Here is a 17,912-nt window from a genome sequence, read left to right as displayed (position 1 = left end):
CCGTCGCTATCTAGCCTTGCTTGATATATCCCACCGGAGTACTAGACAATACCAGAGAGTGAGATCTCGATGAGCTCGCGCAGATACCGTCTCGGCGCGGTGATCGCCTCCGTCCTCCTCGCGGCGGTGGCCCTCACCGCCTGCGGTGGGAGCGACGACGCCGGGAGCGGCGCAGGCGGCGAGGCCGCCACCCTCAAACTCGGCTACTTCCCGAACATCACGCACGCGCCCGCCCTGGTCGGCGTGAAGAACGGGATCTTCGCCGAGAAGCTCGGCGCGAACACCAAGCTGGAGACCCTCACCTTCAACGCGGGACCCGCCGCGATCGAGGCCCTCTTCTCCGGCGCCATCGACGCCACCTTCATCGGCCCGAACCCCGCCATCAACGGCTGGTCGAAGTCGAAGGGCACCGCCCTGCGCATCATCGCCGGATCCACCTCCGGTGGCGCCGGGCTCGTCGTCCGCGAAGGCATCAACACCCCCGCCGACCTCAAGGGCAAGAAGCTCGCCACCCCCCAGCTCGGCAACACCCAGGACGTCGCCCTGCGCGCCTGGCTCAAGGCCAACGGCCTCACCGCCGACACCCAGGGCGGCGGCGACGTCTCCATCCAGCCCACCGCCAACGCCGACGCCGTCACCGCCTTCGCCTCCGGCAACATCGACGGCGCGTGGGTGCCCGAGCCCTACCTCTCCACCCTCGTGCTGAAGAACAAGGGCAAGGTCCTGGTCAACGAGAAGGACCTGTGGCCCGGCGGCCAGTTCGTCACCACCCACCTCATCGTCCGGGCCGAGTTCCTGGAGAAGTACCCCGAGACCGTCAAGAAGCTCCTCGACGGTCACATCGCCGCCGTCGACTACACCGTCAACAACCCCGCCGAGGCGCAGAAGGCCGCCTCCGCGCAGCTCGAAGCCCTGTCCGGCAAGAAGCCCGACGACGCCGTCATCGCCGCCGCCTGGCAGAACCTCACCTTCACCGTCGACCCCGTCGCCACCTCGCTCGCCACTTCGGCGCAGCACGCCCAGGACGTCGGCCTGCTCGACCCCGTCGACCTCAAGGGCATCTACGCCATCGACCTGCTGAACGAGCGCCTCAAGGCGGCGGGCAAACCCGAGATCAACGTGGGAGCCCTCGCGCCATGACCCTGACAATTCAGGGGACCGCCGGGACGGACGCCGCCTCCACCGAGGTGGCGGTCCGTCTCGACGGCGTCTCCAAACAGTACGGAAAAGGAGCCTCCGCGCTCCTCGCCCTCGACGACGTGTCCCTCTCGGTCGACCGGGGCTCGTTCGTCTCCATCCTCGGGGCCAGCGGCTGCGGCAAGTCCACGCTGCTGTCCCTCGTCGCCGGACTCGACCCGCTCACCTCCGGGACCATCGACACCGGCGGCCACCGCGTCTCCCTCATGTTCCAGGAGGCCGCGCTCTTCCCGTGGCTGACCGTGGCCGCCAACGTCGAGATCGCCCTGCGCATGCGCGGCGTCGGGCGCGCCGAGCGCAAGAAGCGCGCCGCCGAGCTGCTCGACGTCGTCCGCCTCGGCGGCTTCGGCAAGAAGCGGCCACACGAACTGTCCGGCGGGATGCGCCAGCGCGTCGCCCTGGCCCGCGCCCTCGCGCAGGACGCCGACGTCCTGCTCATGGACGAGCCCTTCGGCGCGCTGGACGCCATGACCCGCGACATCCTCCACGACGAGCTCGAACGCGTCTGGCGCGAGCAGCGCCTCACCGTCCTGTTCGTCACCCACAACGTGCGAGAGGCGGTACGGCTCGGAGACAGGGTCGTACTCCTCTCCAGCCGCCCCGGGCGCGTCATCGAGGAGTACCCCGTCGGACTGGCGCGCCCGCGCCGCATCGACTCCACCGAGGTCGCCGAACTCGCCGGGGCCATCACCGACCGCCTGCGAGAGGAGGTGTCCCGGCATGGCCGCGCATGACACCGTCACCGGGCTCGACGCCCTCGAACTCGGTCCCGCCCGCGACAGCGGCTTCGCCGACGCCGCCCGCCGCGTGTGGCGCGCGACCTGGCCGAAGGTCCTGGCCATCGCCCTCGTCATCGGCGTGTGGCAGATCGTCGTGCTCGCCGAGTGGCGGCCGATCTTCGTGCTCCCCGCGCCCCTGACGGTGTGGGAGGAACTGGTCGACGTGGTCCCCACCGGCGAGTTCTGGGACGCCGTGGCCCTCACCATGGGCCGCGCCGCCTACGGCTTCGCCATCGCCGTGGTCATCGGCATGCTCATCGGGGTCGCCGTGGCCCGCTTCGCGCCCCTGCGGGCGGCCATCGGCTCCCTCATCACCGGCATGCAGACGATGCCGTCGATCGTGTGGTTCCCCTTCGCGATCCTGCTGTTCAAGCTGAGCGAGGAGGCGATCCTCTTCGTGGTGATCCTGGGCGCCGCGCCCGCCATCGCCAACGGCCTGATCTCCGGCATCGACTACGTGCCGCCGACCTGGAAACGCGTCGGCCGCGTGCTGGGGATGCGCGGGTTCGCCCTCTACCGCCACCTGATCATCCCGGCGGCCCTGCCGTCCTTCGTGTCCGGCCTCAAACAGGGCTGGGCCTTCGCCTGGCGCAGCCTGATGGCCGGCGAACTGCTGGTGATCGTGCCGGGCGCGCTGTCCATCGGCGTCCGCCTCCAGACCGCGCGCGACCTCAACGACGCGCCCGGACTGCTCGCCTACATCATCATCGTGCTCTGCGTGGGCATCGCCGTCGACGTCATCTTCAACGTCGCCGACAAGTCCCTGCGCCGCCGCTGGGGCATGCTCCAAGCCTGAGACCGGGTCTGGTGAGCCGGGACCACCGGCTCACCAGCGCGGCTAGTCTCGGCCCATGGCCGGATACTCCCCGACGCCGCTGGAGCGCAAGCTCGGCGTCAAGGACGGCGCCACCGTCGCCCTGCCCCACCGGCCCGCGGGCTTCACCCTCGACCTGCCGCCCGGGGCGAGTGTGGTGACCTCCGGCGCCGACGTGACCGTGGCGTTCTACCGCGCGGCCGCCGAACTGCGCGCCGAGGCGCCCGGCCTGGTGACCGCGCTCGCCGACGCCGCGTCCCTGTGGATAGCGTGGCCGCGCAGGGCCGCCGGGCACGTCAGCGAGATCACCGAGAACCTGCTGCGCGAGGTGTTCCTGCCGCTCGGGGTGGTCGACGTGAAGGTCGCCGCGCTGGGCGAGGACTGGTCGGGGCTGAAGTTCGTGCGCCGCAGGGAGCTGCGCGCCTGATCAGCGCGGCTCCCAGGCCCCTTCGGAGCCGACCAGCCGCCGGACCCGCGCGGGCAGCCGCCCGGTGGCCACCTGCGCCAGCGTCACCTCGTCCAGGACGTTCCGCACGGCGGCGCGCACGGCGATCCACAGGTCCGGCAGGTGCGCCGAGGCGCCGTCGTAGGTGACCTCCTCGGGACGCTGCCCCCGCACGCCGGCCAAGGGCCCGTCGACCGCGCGCAGGACCGCGCCCACGCTGATCTCCCCGGGGTCGCGGGCCAGCCGGTAGCCGCCGTCGGCGCCCCGGACGCTGGTCACCACACCGCCCCGGCGCAGGTCGGCGAGCACGGCCTCCAGGAACTTGTGCGGCAGTCCCTCACCGTCGGCGAGGGACTGCGCCGACACCGTCGTGGGGTGCGTGGACGCCAGGGACACCGCCGCCCGGACGGCGTAGTCGCCGCGTGCCGAAACCTGCATGGTCCACATTCTGCCGTCGCGCGGGCGCGGATGTGGACGCGGTCAGGTCCCGAAGTGCGCCTCGGCCAGCGCCAGCTGCGGCGGGGACAGCGCGAGCCCGGCGAGTTCGGCGCGCGTGGCGAGGCGGCTGCGCGTCTCCCAGCCCTCGGTGTCGGTCCAGCCGGTGGGCTCCGGCGTCCCCGCCGGGAGCCGGGCGGAGTAGACGACCTGGAAGAAGTCGGGCGCCGGGTAGGCGTAATCGGCCGGTACCGGGGCCAGGTGCTCGAAGTGCAGGAAGCCCAGCCGGACCAGCGCGCCGGCGGTCACGATCCAGCCGGTCTCCTCGCGGACCTCGCGCACGGCGGTGTCCTCCAGCGACTCGCCGGGTTCGCGGCGCCCGCCGGGGGTGACGTGGACGTCCAGGGGCGTCTCGCACACCACGATCGCGTCCCCGACGCCCACCAGGCAGCGCACGGAGGTGATCAGGCCGTCGGGCGGTTCGGCGGTGGTCAGGTGCGCGGCGACGCGCAGGGGCAGGGGGACGCCGTGCCAGTCCCAGCGCGCCTCGGTGACGGCGGCGGGGGTGGACGCGGCGAGCAGGCGCGCGATCGGGGTCACCGCCGCACCCTAACCGGTCCCCGCGACGCGCCGGGGACCCCGCTAACTCCAGTATTCCTACTTGTTTTGTAGGATTGGTAAGTGCTCTGACCAGCCCTTTTCCGGCGCGTTACCGAACGGAGAACCCGATGACCCGCACCCTGCTCGATCTCGCCGACCTCGCCCGGGAGTACGCGGCGGGTCCCATCGAGCCCCGGTTCGACGCCGAGCGGCGCTGGTTCAGCAGACTCGCGGCCGAACCCGATCACGAGGTGTGGCTGCTGACCTGGCTGCCGGGGCAGGAGACCGAACTGCACGACCACGGCGGCTCCGGCGGGGTGTTCCTGGTCGCGGAGGGCGTGCTGAACGAGGAGATCGTGGTCGCCGACCGGGACGGCGTGGTGCTGACCGGGCGCGACTACGCGCGGGGCTCGGCGCGCCGGTTCGGCCCCAGGCACGTCCACCGCATCCGCAACACCGGCACGGTCCCGGCGGTCAGTGTGCACGTCTACGAGCCGCGCCTGACCGTGATGAACCGCTACGACGTGGCGGGTGGACGATTGATGGCGCTTGGCGCCGACGTAGAAGGAGTCTCGTGGTGACCGGACGCTCGATCGACGCCATCCTCGCCGAAGCCCGCACGCGCCTGCGCCGCCTCGGCCCGCACGAGTCGGCCGCCGCGCACCGCTCCGGTGCGCTGCTGGTCGACATCCGCCCGGTGGCGCAGCGCGCCGAGCACGGCGGCATTCCCGGCGCGCTGGTCATCGAGCGCAATGTCCTGGAGTGGCGGCTGGACCCGCGCGCCGACTCGCGCCTGCCGGAGGCCGATTTCGGGCTGCGCGTGATCGTCTACTGCCAGGAGGGCTACACCTCGTCCCTGGCCGCCGCCGCGCTCCAGGACCTGGGCCTGACCGAGGCCACCGACCTGGACGGCGGTTACGTCGCGTGGCGCGCGGCGGGACTGCCCACGCACGACGACGTGCGGCCCACCGTGGATCAGGCCGCGACGACCCCGCCGCCTCATCCGGCGCGGTGAGGCCGTAGGGCCGCCGATCAAGCCGAATTGATCTCACCTCCGCCTCCGCTGCGGTAAGAACAGCTTGGAGGTGGTACCGCATGAGGGCGTTCCAGCTGATCGAACCCGGCGTGGCCGAGCTGCGCGACGTCGACGTCCCGAGCCCCGGCCCCGGCGAGGTCCTCGTCAAGGTGGCCGGGGCGGGCGTCTGCCATTCGGACCTGCACATCCTGCACGCGCCGGCCTGGCGACCGCTGCCGATGACCATCGGCCACGAGATCTCCGGGCACGTCGCCGAACTCGGGCAGGGCGTGCAGGGCTGGGACATCGGAACGCCCGTGCTGGGCTACCTGTGCTGGGGCTGCGGGCAGTGCCGGACGTGCGCGGCGGGCTACGAGAACTACTGCGAGCGCTACGGGCGCGGCATCACGCCCGGTCCGGGGCTGGGTTTCCAGGGCTGCATGGCCGAGTACGTGGTGTTCCCGGCGCGGTTCCTGGTCGCGCTCGGCGACCTGCTCGATCCCATCGACGCCGCGCCGCTCACCGACGCCGCGCTGACCCCGTGGCACGCGGTGAACCTGGCGCGCGAGCACCTGGGCGCGTCGTCCACCGCGGTGGTCATCGGCGTCGGTGGCCTGGGGCACCTGGGCGTGCAGATCCTGGCGGCCACGACCGGCGCGCGCGTCATCGCCGTCGACCTCGACCCGGCGAAGCTGGAGCACGCCCGGCAACTGGGCGCCGAGGAGGTCATCACCTCCGACGAGGAGGCCGCCGCGGCCGTCCTCGAACTCACCCGGGGACGCGGCGCCGAGGCCGTCTTCGACTTCGTGGGCGCCGGGCCGACGCTGTCGCTGGCCGCCGAGGTCATCGCGCCCTTCGGCCGGATCGTGGTCGTCGGACTGGCTGCCGGGCGGCTGGACTTCGCCGCCGACGGCCCGCCGCGCGGCCTGCCGTGGGGCGCCTCGGTCGTCAAACCGTACGGCGGGACCCGCGCCGACCTGCACGACCTGCTGCGGCTGACCCAGCGGGGCGGGCTGAAGGTCACCGTCGAGCGGCACCCGCTTGAGGACGCCCGGAAGGTCCTGGAGCTGCTGGAGGCCGGGCGCGTGCCGGGCCGGGCGGTGCTGGTGCCCTTATCCACTGTGGACCGATGGGTCGACCCTATGTAGGGTTACGGCACACCTCCGGGAGGTCCACCTTGTTCGAGATCGATCCCCCGCGCCCGATGCGGGTCCTGCTCGTCCTGGCCGCTTTAGCCGGACTCGCGCTCGGCGCGATGGCCGGGTCCCGCGTCGCCGGGACCGACGAGCCGCTGCCGTCGAACGAGGAGATCGCCGCCCTGGCCGAGTTCACCTGGGGCGCGCGCGACTTCAGGCTGTCGGCGGAGTCCGGCTCGGTGGAAGACCGGGCGAGCCAGCGCGAGCACGAGGACTTCGGCGGCCTCCCCGGCTGGGCCCAGGTGCTCGTCGGCGATGACACCCAGGACCGTCGCGTGCACGTCGTATGGGGGCCACCGGCCGAGTACGTGGAGCCTTACGTCGACGCCCCGGAGACCGCCGAGGCCAACGCGTCGCGCCGCGAGGACGTGGCCGCGCGGTTCGCCGCCGACGGCTGGAAGGTCACCCGCACCTCGGATCACACCATCGAGTGCCGCAAGGACACCCTGCTCGTGGAATTCAACGCGTACGAGGTGTACACCCCCAGCCTCTCCGTCTCCCGCGTCCAGTCCGCCTCCTACCCGTGGTTCCTGCTCGGTGGCGCGCTGCTGGGCGGCCTGGGCGCGGTGATGGCGATCCGCGCCCTCGACCGGTTTCGGGCGCGCCACGGCGGTGGCGCCGGGCTCGTCCGCGCCGGCGTGGGCCTGCTCATGCTGAACACCGCGTTCGTGTTCGCGACCGTCTCCGACGACCTCACCGACGGCCACCTCGACGATCCACTGTGGCGCGCGGGCCGCTGGGTGCCCTTCGGGGCCACCATGAACCTCGCCCTGGTGCTGCTGACCCTCGCGGCGCTCGCCGTGTGGCGCCGGGCCCGCAGGTCCACGACCCCCTCGGAGGCGTGATGCCCGCGAAACGCCGTCCGTGGCTCCTGTTCGCCGCCGCCGTCATCGTGGGCGCCGCGCTCGGCTCGATGGTGGGCTCGCGCGTCGCCGGGACCGACGAGCCGCTGCCGCCGCATGAGGTCACCGTGGGGATCGCGCGGATGATCTGGCCCGAGCGCGAGATCCAGTTCTCCGAGGAGCCGGGGGCCTACGACGACCTGTCGAGCCAGGGCGAGCACGAGGACTTCGGCGGTTATCCCGGCTGGGTGCAGGTGATCCTCGGCGACGCCACACAGGACCGGGGCGACGGGGTCTCCTGGATGCACCCGCCCGGCTGGGTGGAGTCCCATGAGATGCCCTACGTCTTCCCCGAGACCCCCGCGGAGAACGCCCGCCGCCGCGACGACGCCGCCGCCCGCCTGGCCGCCGACGGCTGGGCGGTCACCCGGCCCTGGCCCGACCGGGTCGTGGGCCGCAAGGGCACCCTCGTCGTAGAGCTTTTCGCCGACGACGACGGCAACACCCCGAGCCTGGACCTGTACCGGGTGCCGCCGCCGTCCCACGGCCGGCTCGCCGCGGCCGGGGCGATCGTGGGCGCGCTGCTCGGCGCGGCCGGGGCCTTCGCCGTCACCCGCCACCGCCGCCGCTTCCCGGACGGGGAGGCGCCCAGGCTCGTGCACATCGCCCTGGGCCTGCTGATGCTGAACTCCGCCTTGGTGGCCCGGGCGGTCTACTTCGCCTTCGACAACGGCGATCGCCTGAACACTCCACTGTGGCGCTCGGGTCGCTTCATGCCCCTGGGCGCGTGCATGAACGTCGCGCTGCTGCTCCTGGTCGTCGGGGGCGTGCTCATGGTGCGCCGCTACCGGATGAACTCCAGTTCGCGCAGCTGAGCCCGCGCCGAGACGCCGACCTTCTGGAAGACCTTCGCCAGGTGGTAGCCGACCGTGCGCGGGCTGAGGAACATGCGCGCCCCGATCTCCCGGTTGGTCAGGCCCTCCGCCGCCAGCGTCGCCACCGCGTGCTCCTGCGGGGTCAGCGGATCGGCCACCGGGCGCAGCACGGCGTCCCCGGAGGCCCGCAGCTCGTCGCGCGCCAGCGCCGCCCACGGGACCGCGCCCAGCGCGTCGAAGGCGGCCACCGCCCGCCGCAGCGGCTCCCGGGCCGCCCGCGGACGCCTCGCGCGGCGCAGCAGGCGTCCCTCCGCCAGGTCTGCGCGCGCCTCGCCGTAGACGCCCTCCGGCGTCTCCTCGGCGGCCGCTTCGCCCCGCAGCAGCGCCGAGCGGGACAGCGCCAGCCGCGCCCGGTCCCCGGCGAGCCGGTTCCCCAGCGGGAGCGCCAGCGCCAGCGCGTCGGTCGCGTAGGACGACGCCTCGCCCCGGTCGGCGTCCACGAGCGCCAGCAGCGACAGCAGATCGGCCTCGGCGACCGGCTGCCCGGCGTCCCGCGCGAAGGCCAGGCCCTCGCGGGCGTGCGCGACGGCCTCGTCCCACATGCCCAGCCGGTGCTCCAGCTCGGCCAGCCACAGCAGCGGCGTGGCCACCAGCGCCAGCATCCCCGTGGACCGCAGCCGCTCGGTCGCCGTCAGCGCGAACTCGCGCGCCTCCCGCCCACCGCCCCGGGTGATGGCCATCGGCAGGATCCAGCGGTGCGCGCCCGAGCGCGCCACCGGCTCCGGGGCCGCGTCGTAGACCTCCCACGCGGTGGCCGGGACCGGTTTCCCGGCCGCCGAATCGGCCAGCCAGCGCCCGTATCGCCGGGTCGCCGGGTCGGGATGCGCCGCGGCGATGCCTTCGGCCACCGCGATCGCCTCGTCCGGCAGCCCGGCGTGCAGGGCGGCGTCCACGGCCATGAAGGACAGCTCGGCCGCCCGCTCCGGCGGCGAGGCCGCCGCCCCGCGCACCAGCGTGGCGAACGCGGTGGGCTGATGCCCGCCGTAGAGCTCGATGAGGCCGCGCAGCCGCACCGTCTCCCCGTCGTCCACGGTGGACGTCAGGGAGCGCGCCAGGTCCGTGTGCCCCGACTTCCAGGCCGCGTGCGCCGCCGAGGCCGTGCGCCGCGCGCGATCGCCCGGCGAGACCGACAGCCGCGCCGCGTGCAGCAGCGCCGAGACCGCCGCCGCCAGTCCGCCGCGCCCGGCGGCGTCCTTCGCGTCGCGCTCCAGCCCGTCGGCCAGCCGCGCGTCCGGGCGCGTGGCGGCCAGCGCGCGGTGCCGCCGGGCCCGCGCGTGCTCGCCGTACTCGTCCAGGACCCCCGCCAGCGCCAGGTGCGTCTGGCGGCGCTCACCGGGGTCGGCGCCGTGGTACACCGCCGCGCGCGACAGCGGCCGCGCCAGCAGCGCGTCGTCGACCTCCGCGAGCCCCATCCGCTCGCGGGCGGCGGCGACGATCTCGGGCCGCCGCGTGTCATCGGCGGCCGCCACCAGCAGCGCCCGCCGGTAGGGACCACCCAGCGCGGCCACCCGGGCGGCGTACAGCCCCGGCAGCGGGGGAGCCCCGGTGAGGAGCGCCCGCTCGGCGTCGGTGGCCTTCGCCAGCTCGACCAGCGCCAGCGGATTGCCCTCGGCGGTGTCCAGGATCAGCCGCCGCGTCCCCGGGTCCACCTCGCCCAGCAGCCGGACGGCGTCGGCCTCGGCCAGCCCGCCCAGGCGCAGCTCCGGCAGCCCGCGCGTGTCGGCGCCGTGCTCGCCGAGGGCGAGGAGGAAGCCGGTGCGGCCCGTGGCGCGGCGGGCGCAGAAGAGCAGCACGGCGAGGCTGGCCGGGTCCAGGGTGTCGGCGTCGTCCACGATCACCAGCGCGTCCAGCGCGGTCAGCAGATCGTGGACGGCGGCGCAGACCCGCAGGTCGGTGGCCGGTCCGTCGCCGTCGAGGGCCGCGCGCAGCGCCTCGGCGCGATGTCTGGGGAGGGCGTCGACGGCGTCGCGGACGGGCGCCAGCAGCCGGTGCAGGCCGCTGAACGCGATCCCGGTCTCGGCGCAGGATCCGGCCGCGCGCAGGACTCTGCCGTCCCGCGCGGCCCCGGTGAGCAGCGCAGTCTTTCCCGTCCCCGCCTCGCCCCGGATGACCAGCACCCCGCCGGAGGCGGCCACCGCGGCGATCGCCCGCCGCTCGGCCTCGCGTCCGTACATGCGATGACGGTAGGCCGACGTCACTGAGATGCGCCTGAGATCAGTGACCGGTCACGTTGACAGATGACGTATCCGGCGCCTCCGCCGAGGCTGGTGGCATGGATGAGACGAACGGGAAGACCCGCCGCCGCCTCCTCGTCGCCGGTGTCGGCGCGGCGGGCGTCGTGGCGGGAGCGGTGGGCGCGGTCGCGGCGATCCGGGGCGCGCAGGCCCCGGCGGTGGTGGAGCCGGGCGCGGCCCGCCGCTTCGAGAACAAGGTCGTGCTGGTCACCGGCGCGACCTCCGGGATCGGCCGGGCGGCGGCGAAGCTGTTCGCCCACGAGGGCGCCCGGGTCGCCTTCTGCGGCCGCCGCGAGGACCGGGGCCGGGCGGTGGAGAAGGAGATCCGCGACGCCGGCGGCGAGGCCACCTACATCCGCGCCGACGTGCGCGTCGAGGAGGACGTGCGGGCCTTCGTCGAGCAGGCGGTGTCCGTCTACGGTGGACTCGACGTGTGCCTGAACAACGCCGGGATCTCCATCGAGCGCCGCCTGCACGAGCTGTCGGCCGCCGAGTGGGACGACGTGATCGGCACCGACCTGCGCGGGGTGTTCCTGGCGATCAAATACCAGGCGCCGCACCTCATCGAGCGCGGCGGCGGGTCCATCGTGGTCACCTCGTCGTCGAACGCGGTGGTGACCTCGCCGGGCCGCGCCGCCTACGCCGCGGCCAAACGCGGCCTCATCGGGCTGGTCCAGGCCGCGGCCGCCGACTACGCCGAGGACGGGATCCGCGTCAACGCGCTCATCCCCGGCACCACCGACACCGAACTGGTCCGCCGCCTGGCCGGGGCCATCGACCTGCCGGACGCCGCCTGGGCGGTCATGCGCGACGCGTGGGGCACGTCGAACGTGCCCGGCATGGGCCGCATGGCCTCGGCCGAGGAGATCGCGGCGGGCGCGCTGCTACTGGCCTCGGGCGACCTGCCCTACATGACCGGCAACCAGCTCGTCCTGGACGGCGGCAAGACCGGGCGGGCGGCCTGAGCCGTGACCGGTCCCGCCGCCACGTACCCCCGTCGTACGTGGCAGCGGAAGGCGGCCGGGACAGGCCCTAGGCCTGCATGACCAGCCGGGCCCGCTCGAAGCGGCGCCCGGCCAGGTCGGCGCGGCGGATGAGCCAGTAGGCGACCCACTCATCGGCCTCGAACTGCGCGAGGAACGCCCATTCCGCGGCGGCCGCCTCGAACTCGGGACCACCCCAGCCCTCGCCGTCCTCGGCATGGGCGTCCTCGGCGACTAGGTCGTACTGCACCGCCTCCTGGAGCGGGACGGCGTGGCCGCCCACCTGGTGCCCGATGTAGGTGCGGTGCGCGGTGTAGGCCCGCCGGAACGGCCGCAGCGCGGCGGGCGTCTCGCGCGGCGAGGGCCACTCCTCCCGCGAGCCGAGCAGCGCCTCGCGGGAGGCGGGCAGCTCCAGCTCCGGCGCGCTGTCGTCGATCGCGGCGGTCAGCACCGCCTCGGGATCGTCCACGTCGACCTCACCCGGCACGTACAGGACCCGCGCGTCCGACATCTCCCAGTCGTCGCCGGGGAGGAAGAACAGCAGGCTGCCGGTGTCCGGGAAGTCCGCGAGCCCCAGGGCCGCGCACCGCACGGCCGCCGCCAGTGGCCCGGGCGGGGTGGGGACACCGTCGGGCAGCGCCGGCACCCCGCCGAGGACCCCGGCGACCGGCTCCTTCCCGGTCGCGGTGCGGAGGCGGGCGCAGGGACGCAGCAGCGCCCGCCACGGCCCGGCGAGCTCGCCGGGCAGCAGGTCGGCCATCTCGGTGTAGGTCACCCGGCGATTGTGCCTTCCGGGTGCGACAGCGCCTATCCGGCGAGCAGCTCCCGGAGCCGGGCCGCGAAGGCGTGCGGGCGGAACATGTCCCCGTTGTGGGCGCCCGGGACCCCCTGCCACGGCACGCCCAGCCGCGCGGCCAGCTCGACGGCGCAGACGCGCACCCACAGGTCCGCCGAGTTCACCCCGCTGACCGGGACGATGCGCGTCGGCGCGGCCTTGAGGGCCTCGACGTCGACGTGGTGGGCGGCGATGGCGGCGCACTCCTCGCCGAGGAAGTACTCCAGGTCGGCCATGCGCTCGCGCGGGTCCTCCAGCACGACGCCGTCCTCGCGGTCGCGCGGGTCGACGCCGGCGAAGGCGCCGAAGCGGGCCAGCCCGGCCATCGCGCCCGACTCCCGGAAGGCCCGGTCGGCGCCGAGCAGGTCGGCGTCGGCGCGTTCGCGCAGCGCGCCGTCCAGCAGGCCGGTGTCCGGCGGTTCGAGGGCGACGAGGGTGTGCACGAGTTCGGGATGGCGGGCGGTCAGCTCCAGCGCGATGAGCGCGCCGATGCTGGACCCGTAGACGGCGACCGGCACCTCGCCGAGCTCGCTGAGCAGGCGGGCGACGTCCTCGGCGTGTTCGGTGATGGACGCCGTCCCGCCGCTTCGCGGGCTGCGCGCCTGGCCGCGCCGGTCGTGGGTGAGGACGGTGTAGTGGGCGGCGAGCTCGTCCACGAGGGGGGCGAGGGTGTCGGCGTTGGCGTAGCCGCCGCCGAGCACCAGCAGCGGGGGACCGTCGCCGCGGAGCCGGTAGTGGATGGTGGCGCCCGGGACGTCCAGAGAATATTCCATATGAAAGATGATACATCGAAATCCTGATGCATCAAGATGTAGATGCGTCACCGGATGGTGACATCATGGGGGCATGAACGGGCTCGAACTGCTGCTCCTGGGACACAAGCTGAGCGCCATCGGCTTGGCCGCCATGCCCCACGGGCACCTCGCCTCGCTGCCCGTCAGCGCCCGCGCGATCCTGGTCGACATCTTCGACAACCCCGGCAGTGCCATCAAGGAGATCACCGCCCGCACCGGCTACCCGCAAAGCCTGGTGTCGGCCACGGTCGCCAAGTACAAGGGCATGGGGTTGCTCGTCACCGGCACCGACCCCGCCGACCGGCGGCGCACCATCGTCGCCCCCGCCCCCGGCGAACTCGAAGAGGGCTGGCGCGAGGCGGAAGAGACGAGCGTGGACGCCGCGCTGGCCGCCGCGCTGCCGGACGTCGGCGAGAGCGAGCTGGCGCGGATCCTGGCGGTACTGGAGACCCTGTCCGGCGGGCTGCTGAAGCCGCGCTAGTCGACCTCGGTGGCCAGCCTGCCCTCGCGGTGGTGCCGCAGCAGCAGCTCCAGCTGCGCCGCCGTGGTCCGCCCGATGGACAGCTCGGGCAGCTCGTCCAGCGCGAAGTGCCGCACGTCGGTCGTCTCGCCGTCGAGACCGGCGACCGGGTCGGCGTCATCGGTGCGCTCCACCAGGAACAGCAGCTTGTAGACGTGCCAGGGCCCGGTGTGGCCATTGTGGACGCTGCCGTCGTGCAGCGCGGCCAGCTTGGTGGTGCGCACCTTCAGCCCGGCCTCCTCGGCGAACTCGCGCTCGGCGGCCGCGTGCGGCAGGTCCAGGGCGTCCACCCAGCCGCCGGGCAGGCACCAGCGGCCGTCGCGGGCCTCGCGGACCAGCAGGACGCGGTCCTCGCCGTCGAAGAGGGCGGCGCGCACGTCCACCTTGGGCGTGGCGTGGCCCCGGTCCATCTGGATGTCGGCGAGCAGATCGGCGGCGTCGCGGTCGGCGATCAGGGCGAGGATCTCGGCGGTCATCTCCCGCATGCGGGTGTAGCGGGCGATCTCGTACTTGTCGGTGGCGTAGTAGAGGCCGTTCTGCACCATGGCGCCCAGTTCGATGGCCATGTCGTGGAGAGCGCGCACCGGATCCGTCATCAGGCGAGAGTAGCCAGCGGGATCGTTAGGAACACTGGCGGTGGCCATGTTGGATCCTCTGTGATTAAGTGTGAACACGGTGGAACTTCCCTCATTCTCGGAGCCGACCGCACCATGACTCACACGACCTCTCCCGTGGTCCTCACCGCCGGGCACACCTCGCTCGTGCTCGACCTCGACGGCCCCGGCCTGCCGCGCGTCCTGCACTGGGGCGCGCGCGTCGGCGCCGCCGTCGAAGGGCTGGCGCCGGGTACCAGCCTGCTGCCCTCCCAGCACGACAAGTGGATGGGCCGCCCGGCCCTGTCCGGGCACCGCGACGGCGCGCTCCCGCACCTGCGCCTGACCGTCGGCGCGCCACCGGCCGTCGTCCACGACCCCGCCGGCGGCGGCAGCGTCACCGTCGACGCGATGGACGACGCGGCCGGCGTCGACGTCCGCAGCGAGCTGCACCTGTCGCCCGAGGGCATGCTGCGGATGCGGCACACCGTGTGCAACACCGGGCGCGGCGTGTGGACCGCCGACGAGATCCTGTGCCTGCTGCCGGTGCCCGACGCCGCCCGCGAGGTCCTCGACACCACCGGCCACTGGGCCCGCGAGAAGCACCCCCAGCGGCTCGCCTTCGCGCGGTCCACGGTCGCCCACGAGTCCCGGCGCGGCCGGACCGGCTTCGGCTCGCCGCCCTTCTACGTGGCCGGGACCCCCGGCTTCGGCTTCCGGCACGGCGAGGTCTGGGGCGTCCACGTCGCCTGGAGCGGCAACCACCAGCACCTCGCCCAGCGACTCCCCGACGCCGAGGGCGTCCTGGGCGGCGGCGAGCTGCTCACCCCCGGCGAGGTCCGCCTCGAACCCGGGCAGACCTACCGGACCCCGTGGGTCCACTTCGCCTACTCGCCGCGTGGCCTGGACGGGCTGTCGGAGGCGTCCCACGCGTGGCTGCGCGCCCGTCCGCAGCACCCGCGCACCGCTCGTCCCTTCACCCTGAACGTGTGGGAGGCGGTCTACTTCGACCACGACCTCGCCCGCCTCACCGCCCTGGCCGACCGGGCCGCCGAGATCGGCGTCGAGCGCTACGTCCTCGACGACGGCTGGTTCCTGGGCCGCCGCGACGACACCGCCGGGCTCGGCGACTGGATCGTCGACCCCGACGTGTGGCCCGAGGGCCTGCACCCGCTGGTGGAGCACGTGCGCGGGATGGGCATGGAGTTCGGGCTCTGGTTCGAGCCGGAGATGATCAACCCGCGCTCGAAACTCGCCGAGGAGCACCCGGACTGGTTCCTGGCCGCGCCCGGCCGCCTGCCCGACCCCTCGCGCCACCAGCTCGTCCTGGACATCGCCCGCCCGGAGGCCTACACGCACATCCTGGAGCGGATGGACGCGCTGATCGCCGAGTACGCCCTCACCTACATCAAGTGGGACCACAACCGCGACCTGCACGAGGCCGTCCACAATGGAGCAGGCGGCGTCCGGGCGCAGACCCTGGCCGCCTACCGGCTCATCGACGAGCTCAAGCGCCGCCACCCGGGCCTGGAGATCGAGTCCTGCTCCTCCGGCGGCTCCCGGGCCGATCTGGGCGTCCTGGAGCGCACCGACCGGGTGTGGACCTCGGACAACACCGACCCCATCGAGCGCCAGACCATCCAGCGCTGGGCCGGGCTCCTGCTCCCGCCGGAGCTGACGGGCGCCCACGTGTCGGCCCCCGTCAACCACCAGACCGGCCGCGCCACCGGGCTGCGGATGCGCACCGTCACCGCGCTCCTGGCCCACGCCGGGATCGAATGGGACATCACCACCTGCGCGCCCGAGGAGCTGGCCGAGCTCACCGCGTTCATCGGCGCCTACAAGCGCCTGCGCGCCACCATCCACAGTGGAGTCACCGTCCGCGCCGACCACCCCGACCCCGCCGCCAACCTCTACGGGGTCGTGGCCCGGGACGCCTCGCACGCGATCTACGCCTACGCCCAGCTCACCACGAGCGACGGGACCGGCCCCGCCCGGCTCCGCCTGCCCGGCCTCGACCCGTCCGCCGCCTACGAGGTCCGCCTCGTACCCGAGATCCCCGCGCCCACCTGGCGCGGCGCCGAATGGCGGCCCGCGATCACCGCCACCGGCGGCGACCTGGCCGCGATGGGCCTCACCGCGCCCGTCCTGCGCCCCGGCGACGCCTACGCCCTCGAAGTCACCCGCGCATGACGACGGCGGGGGCGCGATGCGCGCCCCCGCCGTCCGTTCACTCCCGCTACTGCGCGATGCGCCACTTCTGGTTCGCCGCGCCCGTGCACGCCCACACGCCCAGCGCGCTGCCCGGGTTCTCACCCGTCAGGCAGCCGCCGTCGAAGGCGACGATCTTGTAGGTGCCGTCCCCATTGGACGTGATCCGCCACTTCTGGTTCGCGCCACCGCCGTAACCCCAGATCTGGGCGAAGTAGCTCGTCCCGTCCACCACCCGCGACCGGTCGGTGTTGGCGTCCAGCGCGCTGCCCGAGGCCAGCACCGGCGTGATCCGGTACGTCCCGTCGCCCAGCGCCGCCAGGTTCCAGCGCGAGGCGTCGTGCCCGTGCTCGCCCTCCAGCTTCACCTTCGTCCCATCGGCGGTCTGCGCGTAATCGACGTCGGCGACGTAGCCGTTGGCCGCGTTGGTGAAGTTCACCCGCGAGGTCGGCAGCCCCGGCGAACCGCCGCCGCCCCGGATCAGGAACAGGCTGTCGGCGATGTTCCAGTGCGAGGACAGGTAACCGCCGGCGCGCGGACGCGGATTGAAGTACGAGTCGTGATTGCAGTCGATCCAGCCCTCACCCGGGTTCGGGCAGTTGATCATCCGCCCCGGCGGGTTCGGGATGCCACCGTCGTCGTAGCACATCAGGTCGCCGTAGATGAAGCAGTGACCGTTGGTCGTGGCGTACGGGGCGTCCCGGTGCACCGCGCCCATCGTGTGCAGCAGCTCGTGGACGTCGGCGTCGGGATTGCCGAAGCAGCCGTTCAGGCCGACCATCGCCCAGCCCGAGTACCAGTTGTTCTCGTTGGCGTCGCCGGTGCGCTGATCGCCCCGGCCACCCCAGCCCAGACCGCAGACGGTGTTCTCCGTCCACACCACGTACTTCCGGTCGGCGCGGCCGTAACCCGCGGCCTCCACCGCGTCGCGGGCCTTCCCGGCGTCCGGGTCGTCCATCGCCGACTGCGGGATGACCACCCGCGTGATGGTCGGCGCGCACGAGGAGTCGTGCACGAAGCGGACCTCGCGGCGCTCGCCCATGGCCTCCGAGGTCTGCACGAAGCGCCCGTTGATGTTGTTCACGTGCTCCACGAACGTCGGGCGCAGCTGCTCCAGGCGGTCGGCCTGCCGGTCGCCGCGGACGTAGAGCAGCTGGACGCGCTTGCCGCTCTGGCCGTCCCCGTCGCAGCGCGGGGGAGTGTTGGTGGGCGCCGACAGCAGCCGGACGGCGGGCGCCGGCAGCTTCTCGTCGGCGATGACGCCGGGGCGGGCGGGCGCGGCTTGGGCCGTCCCGGCCGCGATCAGGGCCGCCAGCGTGGCGGCGGCCAGTGTCCATTGTGATGTGCGCTTGAGGAGTCGCATGCCGGGAAGCCTGCCGGGCGGCCGTGAACACGCTGTCAATGAAGCGTGGACGCCTCCGGCGTCAACCGGATGTCAATCCGTCCGCAACGGCCTGACGGCACACTCGCGGCCGGACCGTAGA

At 73.6% G+C, this 17,912-nt stretch carries 19 protein-coding genes; 12 read left to right on the top strand and 7 right to left on the bottom strand.

Annotated elements, in window-relative coordinates; translation table 11 throughout:
- Positions 1–69: 69 nt before the first annotated feature.
- The 4 genes from QSK10_RS04035 to QSK10_RS04020 are packed head-to-tail and all read left to right on the top strand — an operon-like array spanning position 70 to position 3,217.
- Positions 70–1,140: an ABC transporter substrate-binding protein gene (locus QSK10_RS04035; protein ID WP_285661207.1), complete on the top strand. Its 1,071-nt coding sequence runs from the start codon at positions 70–72 to the stop codon at positions 1,138–1,140.
- Positions 1,137–1,931 carry an ABC transporter ATP-binding protein gene (locus QSK10_RS04030; RefSeq protein WP_285661206.1) on the top strand — a complete coding sequence of 265 codons (795 nt, stop codon included), beginning with the start codon at positions 1,137–1,139 and terminating at the stop codon, positions 1,929–1,931. The genes QSK10_RS04035 and QSK10_RS04030 overlap by 4 nt, the downstream gene beginning before the upstream one ends.
- Positions 1,918–2,772: an ABC transporter permease gene (locus tag QSK10_RS04025; protein ID WP_285661205.1), complete on the top strand. Its 855-nt coding sequence runs from the start codon at positions 1,918–1,920 to the stop codon at positions 2,770–2,772. Before QSK10_RS04030 ends, QSK10_RS04025 begins: the two co-directional genes overlap by 14 nt.
- Before the next feature lie 55 nt (positions 2,773–2,827).
- Positions 2,828–3,217, top strand: coding sequence for a DUF3052 domain-containing protein (locus QSK10_RS04020; RefSeq protein WP_285661204.1), 390 nt, complete (start codon positions 2,828–2,830; stop codon positions 3,215–3,217).
- On the opposite strand, the gene QSK10_RS04015 is transcribed toward QSK10_RS04020, so the two are convergent.
- Both QSK10_RS04015 and QSK10_RS04010 read right to left on the bottom strand, forming a co-directional pair.
- On the bottom strand, positions 3,218–3,673 hold the full coding sequence (locus QSK10_RS04015) for an RrF2 family transcriptional regulator (RefSeq protein WP_285661203.1): 456 nt from the start codon (positions 3,671–3,673) through the stop codon (positions 3,218–3,220). It lies immediately after the preceding gene.
- Positions 3,674–3,715: 42 nt separating this feature from the next.
- Positions 3,716–4,270 carry an NUDIX domain-containing protein gene (locus QSK10_RS04010; RefSeq protein ID WP_285661202.1) on the bottom strand — a complete coding sequence of 185 codons (555 nt, stop codon included), beginning with the start codon at positions 4,268–4,270 and terminating at the stop codon, positions 3,716–3,718.
- Positions 4,271–4,398: 128 nt separating this feature from the next.
- Here QSK10_RS04010 and QSK10_RS04005 point away from each other — a divergent pair, with 128 nt between their 5' ends.
- The 5 genes from QSK10_RS04005 to QSK10_RS03985 all read left to right on the top strand — a co-directional run bounded on the left by QSK10_RS04005 (position 4,399) and on the right by QSK10_RS03985 (position 8,198).
- Positions 4,399–4,851, top strand: a complete 453-nt coding sequence (locus QSK10_RS04005) for a cysteine dioxygenase (RefSeq protein WP_285661201.1) — start codon at positions 4,399–4,401, stop codon at positions 4,849–4,851.
- The gene (locus tag QSK10_RS04000; protein ID WP_285661200.1) at positions 4,848–5,285 is read left to right on the top strand and encodes a rhodanese-like domain-containing protein; all 438 of its coding nucleotides are present in this window, start codon (positions 4,848–4,850) and stop codon (positions 5,283–5,285) included. The genes QSK10_RS04005 and QSK10_RS04000 overlap by 4 nt, the downstream gene beginning before the upstream one ends.
- Before the next feature lie 80 nt (positions 5,286–5,365).
- Positions 5,366–6,433, top strand: a complete 1,068-nt coding sequence (locus QSK10_RS03995) for an NAD(P)-dependent alcohol dehydrogenase (protein WP_285661199.1) — start codon at positions 5,366–5,368, stop codon at positions 6,431–6,433.
- Positions 6,434–6,462: 29 nt separating this feature from the next.
- On the top strand, positions 6,463–7,326 hold the full coding sequence (locus QSK10_RS03990) for a hypothetical protein (RefSeq protein WP_285661198.1): 864 nt from the start codon (positions 6,463–6,465) through the stop codon (positions 7,324–7,326).
- Positions 7,326–8,198 (top strand): hypothetical protein, encoded by an 873-nt coding sequence (locus QSK10_RS03985; RefSeq protein ID WP_285661197.1) that lies wholly within the window; start codon positions 7,326–7,328, stop codon positions 8,196–8,198. The genes QSK10_RS03990 and QSK10_RS03985 overlap by 1 nt, the downstream gene beginning before the upstream one ends.
- Here the strand turns inward: QSK10_RS03985 and QSK10_RS03980 are convergent.
- The gene (locus QSK10_RS03980; protein WP_285661196.1) at positions 8,168–10,432 is read right to left on the bottom strand and encodes a helix-turn-helix transcriptional regulator; all 2,265 of its coding nucleotides are present in this window, start codon (positions 10,430–10,432) and stop codon (positions 8,168–8,170) included. The two genes, QSK10_RS03985 and QSK10_RS03980, sit on opposite strands and share 31 nt — an antisense overlap.
- 98 nt (positions 10,433–10,530) lie before the next feature.
- Between QSK10_RS03980 and QSK10_RS03975 the strand changes: the two genes are divergently transcribed.
- Positions 10,531–11,457 carry an SDR family NAD(P)-dependent oxidoreductase gene (locus QSK10_RS03975; RefSeq protein ID WP_285661195.1) on the top strand — a complete coding sequence of 309 codons (927 nt, stop codon included), beginning with the start codon at positions 10,531–10,533 and terminating at the stop codon, positions 11,455–11,457.
- A 67-nt stretch (positions 11,458–11,524) separates the two neighbouring features.
- Here the strand turns inward: QSK10_RS03975 and QSK10_RS03970 are convergent, their stop codons facing one another.
- Both QSK10_RS03970 and QSK10_RS03965 read right to left on the bottom strand, forming a co-directional pair.
- Positions 11,525–12,250, bottom strand: coding sequence for a DUF1963 domain-containing protein (locus QSK10_RS03970; RefSeq protein WP_285661194.1), 726 nt, complete (start codon positions 12,248–12,250; stop codon positions 11,525–11,527).
- Positions 12,251–12,282: 32 nt separating this feature from the next.
- Entirely contained in the window at positions 12,283–13,083 is an 801-nt protein-coding gene (locus QSK10_RS03965; RefSeq protein ID WP_285661193.1) for an alpha/beta fold hydrolase, read from the bottom strand.
- A gap of 73 nt (positions 13,084–13,156) precedes the next feature.
- On the opposite strand from QSK10_RS03965, the gene QSK10_RS03960 reads away from it, so the two are divergent.
- Positions 13,157–13,585, top strand: coding sequence for a MarR family transcriptional regulator (locus tag QSK10_RS03960; protein ID WP_285661192.1), 429 nt, complete (start codon positions 13,157–13,159; stop codon positions 13,583–13,585).
- Here QSK10_RS03960 and QSK10_RS03955 read toward each other — a convergent pair.
- On the bottom strand, positions 13,582–14,220 hold the full coding sequence (locus QSK10_RS03955; protein ID WP_285661191.1) for an NUDIX hydrolase N-terminal domain-containing protein: 639 nt from the start codon (positions 14,218–14,220) through the stop codon (positions 13,582–13,584). The two genes, QSK10_RS03960 and QSK10_RS03955, sit on opposite strands and share 4 nt — an antisense overlap.
- A gap of 114 nt (positions 14,221–14,334) precedes the next feature.
- Here QSK10_RS03955 and QSK10_RS03950 point away from each other — a divergent pair, with 114 nt between their 5' ends.
- Entirely contained in the window at positions 14,335–16,410 is a 2,076-nt protein-coding gene (locus QSK10_RS03950) for an alpha-galactosidase (protein ID WP_285661190.1), read from the top strand.
- A gap of 46 nt (positions 16,411–16,456) precedes the next feature.
- Here QSK10_RS03950 and QSK10_RS03945 read toward each other — a convergent pair whose 3' ends face one another.
- Entirely contained in the window at positions 16,457–17,791 is a 1,335-nt protein-coding gene (locus QSK10_RS03945) for an RICIN domain-containing protein (protein ID WP_285661189.1), read from the bottom strand.
- Positions 17,792–17,912: the final 121 nt, after the last annotated feature.

The organism is Actinorhabdospora filicis (assembly GCF_030269765.1).
GTDB classification, from domain to species: Bacteria; Actinomycetota; Actinomycetes; order Mycobacteriales; family Micromonosporaceae; genus Actinorhabdospora; species Actinorhabdospora filicis.
Note: the sequence above shows the minus strand (reverse complement) of the source record. Positions and strands in the feature narration are given on the sequence as shown.

Coding starts and splice junctions, on each gene's coding strand:
- QSK10_RS04035 (WP_285661207.1), top strand. CDS start 70: ATGAGCTCGCGCAGATACCGTCTCGGCGCGGTGATCGCCTCCGTCCTC.
- QSK10_RS04030 (WP_285661206.1), top strand. CDS start 1,137: ATGACCCTGACAATTCAGGGGACCGCCGGGACGGACGCCGCCTCCACC.
- QSK10_RS04025 (WP_285661205.1), top strand. CDS start 1,918: ATGGCCGCGCATGACACCGTCACCGGGCTCGACGCCCTCGAACTCGGT.
- QSK10_RS04020 (WP_285661204.1), top strand. CDS start 2,828: ATGGCCGGATACTCCCCGACGCCGCTGGAGCGCAAGCTCGGCGTCAAG.
- QSK10_RS04015 (WP_285661203.1), bottom strand. CDS start 3,673: ATGCAGGTTTCGGCACGCGGCGACTACGCCGTCCGGGCGGCGGTGTCC.
- QSK10_RS04005 (WP_285661201.1), top strand. CDS start 4,399: ATGACCCGCACCCTGCTCGATCTCGCCGACCTCGCCCGGGAGTACGCG.
- QSK10_RS03995 (WP_285661199.1), top strand. CDS start 5,366: ATGAGGGCGTTCCAGCTGATCGAACCCGGCGTGGCCGAGCTGCGCGAC.
- QSK10_RS03985 (WP_285661197.1), top strand. CDS start 7,326: ATGCCCGCGAAACGCCGTCCGTGGCTCCTGTTCGCCGCCGCCGTCATC.
- QSK10_RS03980 (WP_285661196.1), bottom strand. CDS start 10,432: ATGTACGGACGCGAGGCCGAGCGGCGGGCGATCGCCGCGGTGGCCGCC.
- QSK10_RS03975 (WP_285661195.1), top strand. CDS start 10,531: ATGGATGAGACGAACGGGAAGACCCGCCGCCGCCTCCTCGTCGCCGGT.
- QSK10_RS03965 (WP_285661193.1), bottom strand. CDS start 13,083: ATGGAATATTCTCTGGACGTCCCGGGCGCCACCATCCACTACCGGCTC.
- QSK10_RS03960 (WP_285661192.1), top strand. CDS start 13,157: ATGAACGGGCTCGAACTGCTGCTCCTGGGACACAAGCTGAGCGCCATC.
- QSK10_RS03955 (WP_285661191.1), bottom strand. CDS start 14,220: ATGACGGATCCGGTGCGCGCTCTCCACGACATGGCCATCGAACTGGGC.
- QSK10_RS03950 (WP_285661190.1), top strand. CDS start 14,335: ATGACTCACACGACCTCTCCCGTGGTCCTCACCGCCGGGCACACCTCG.
- QSK10_RS03945 (WP_285661189.1), bottom strand. CDS start 17,791: ATGCGACTCCTCAAGCGCACATCACAATGGACACTGGCCGCCGCCACG.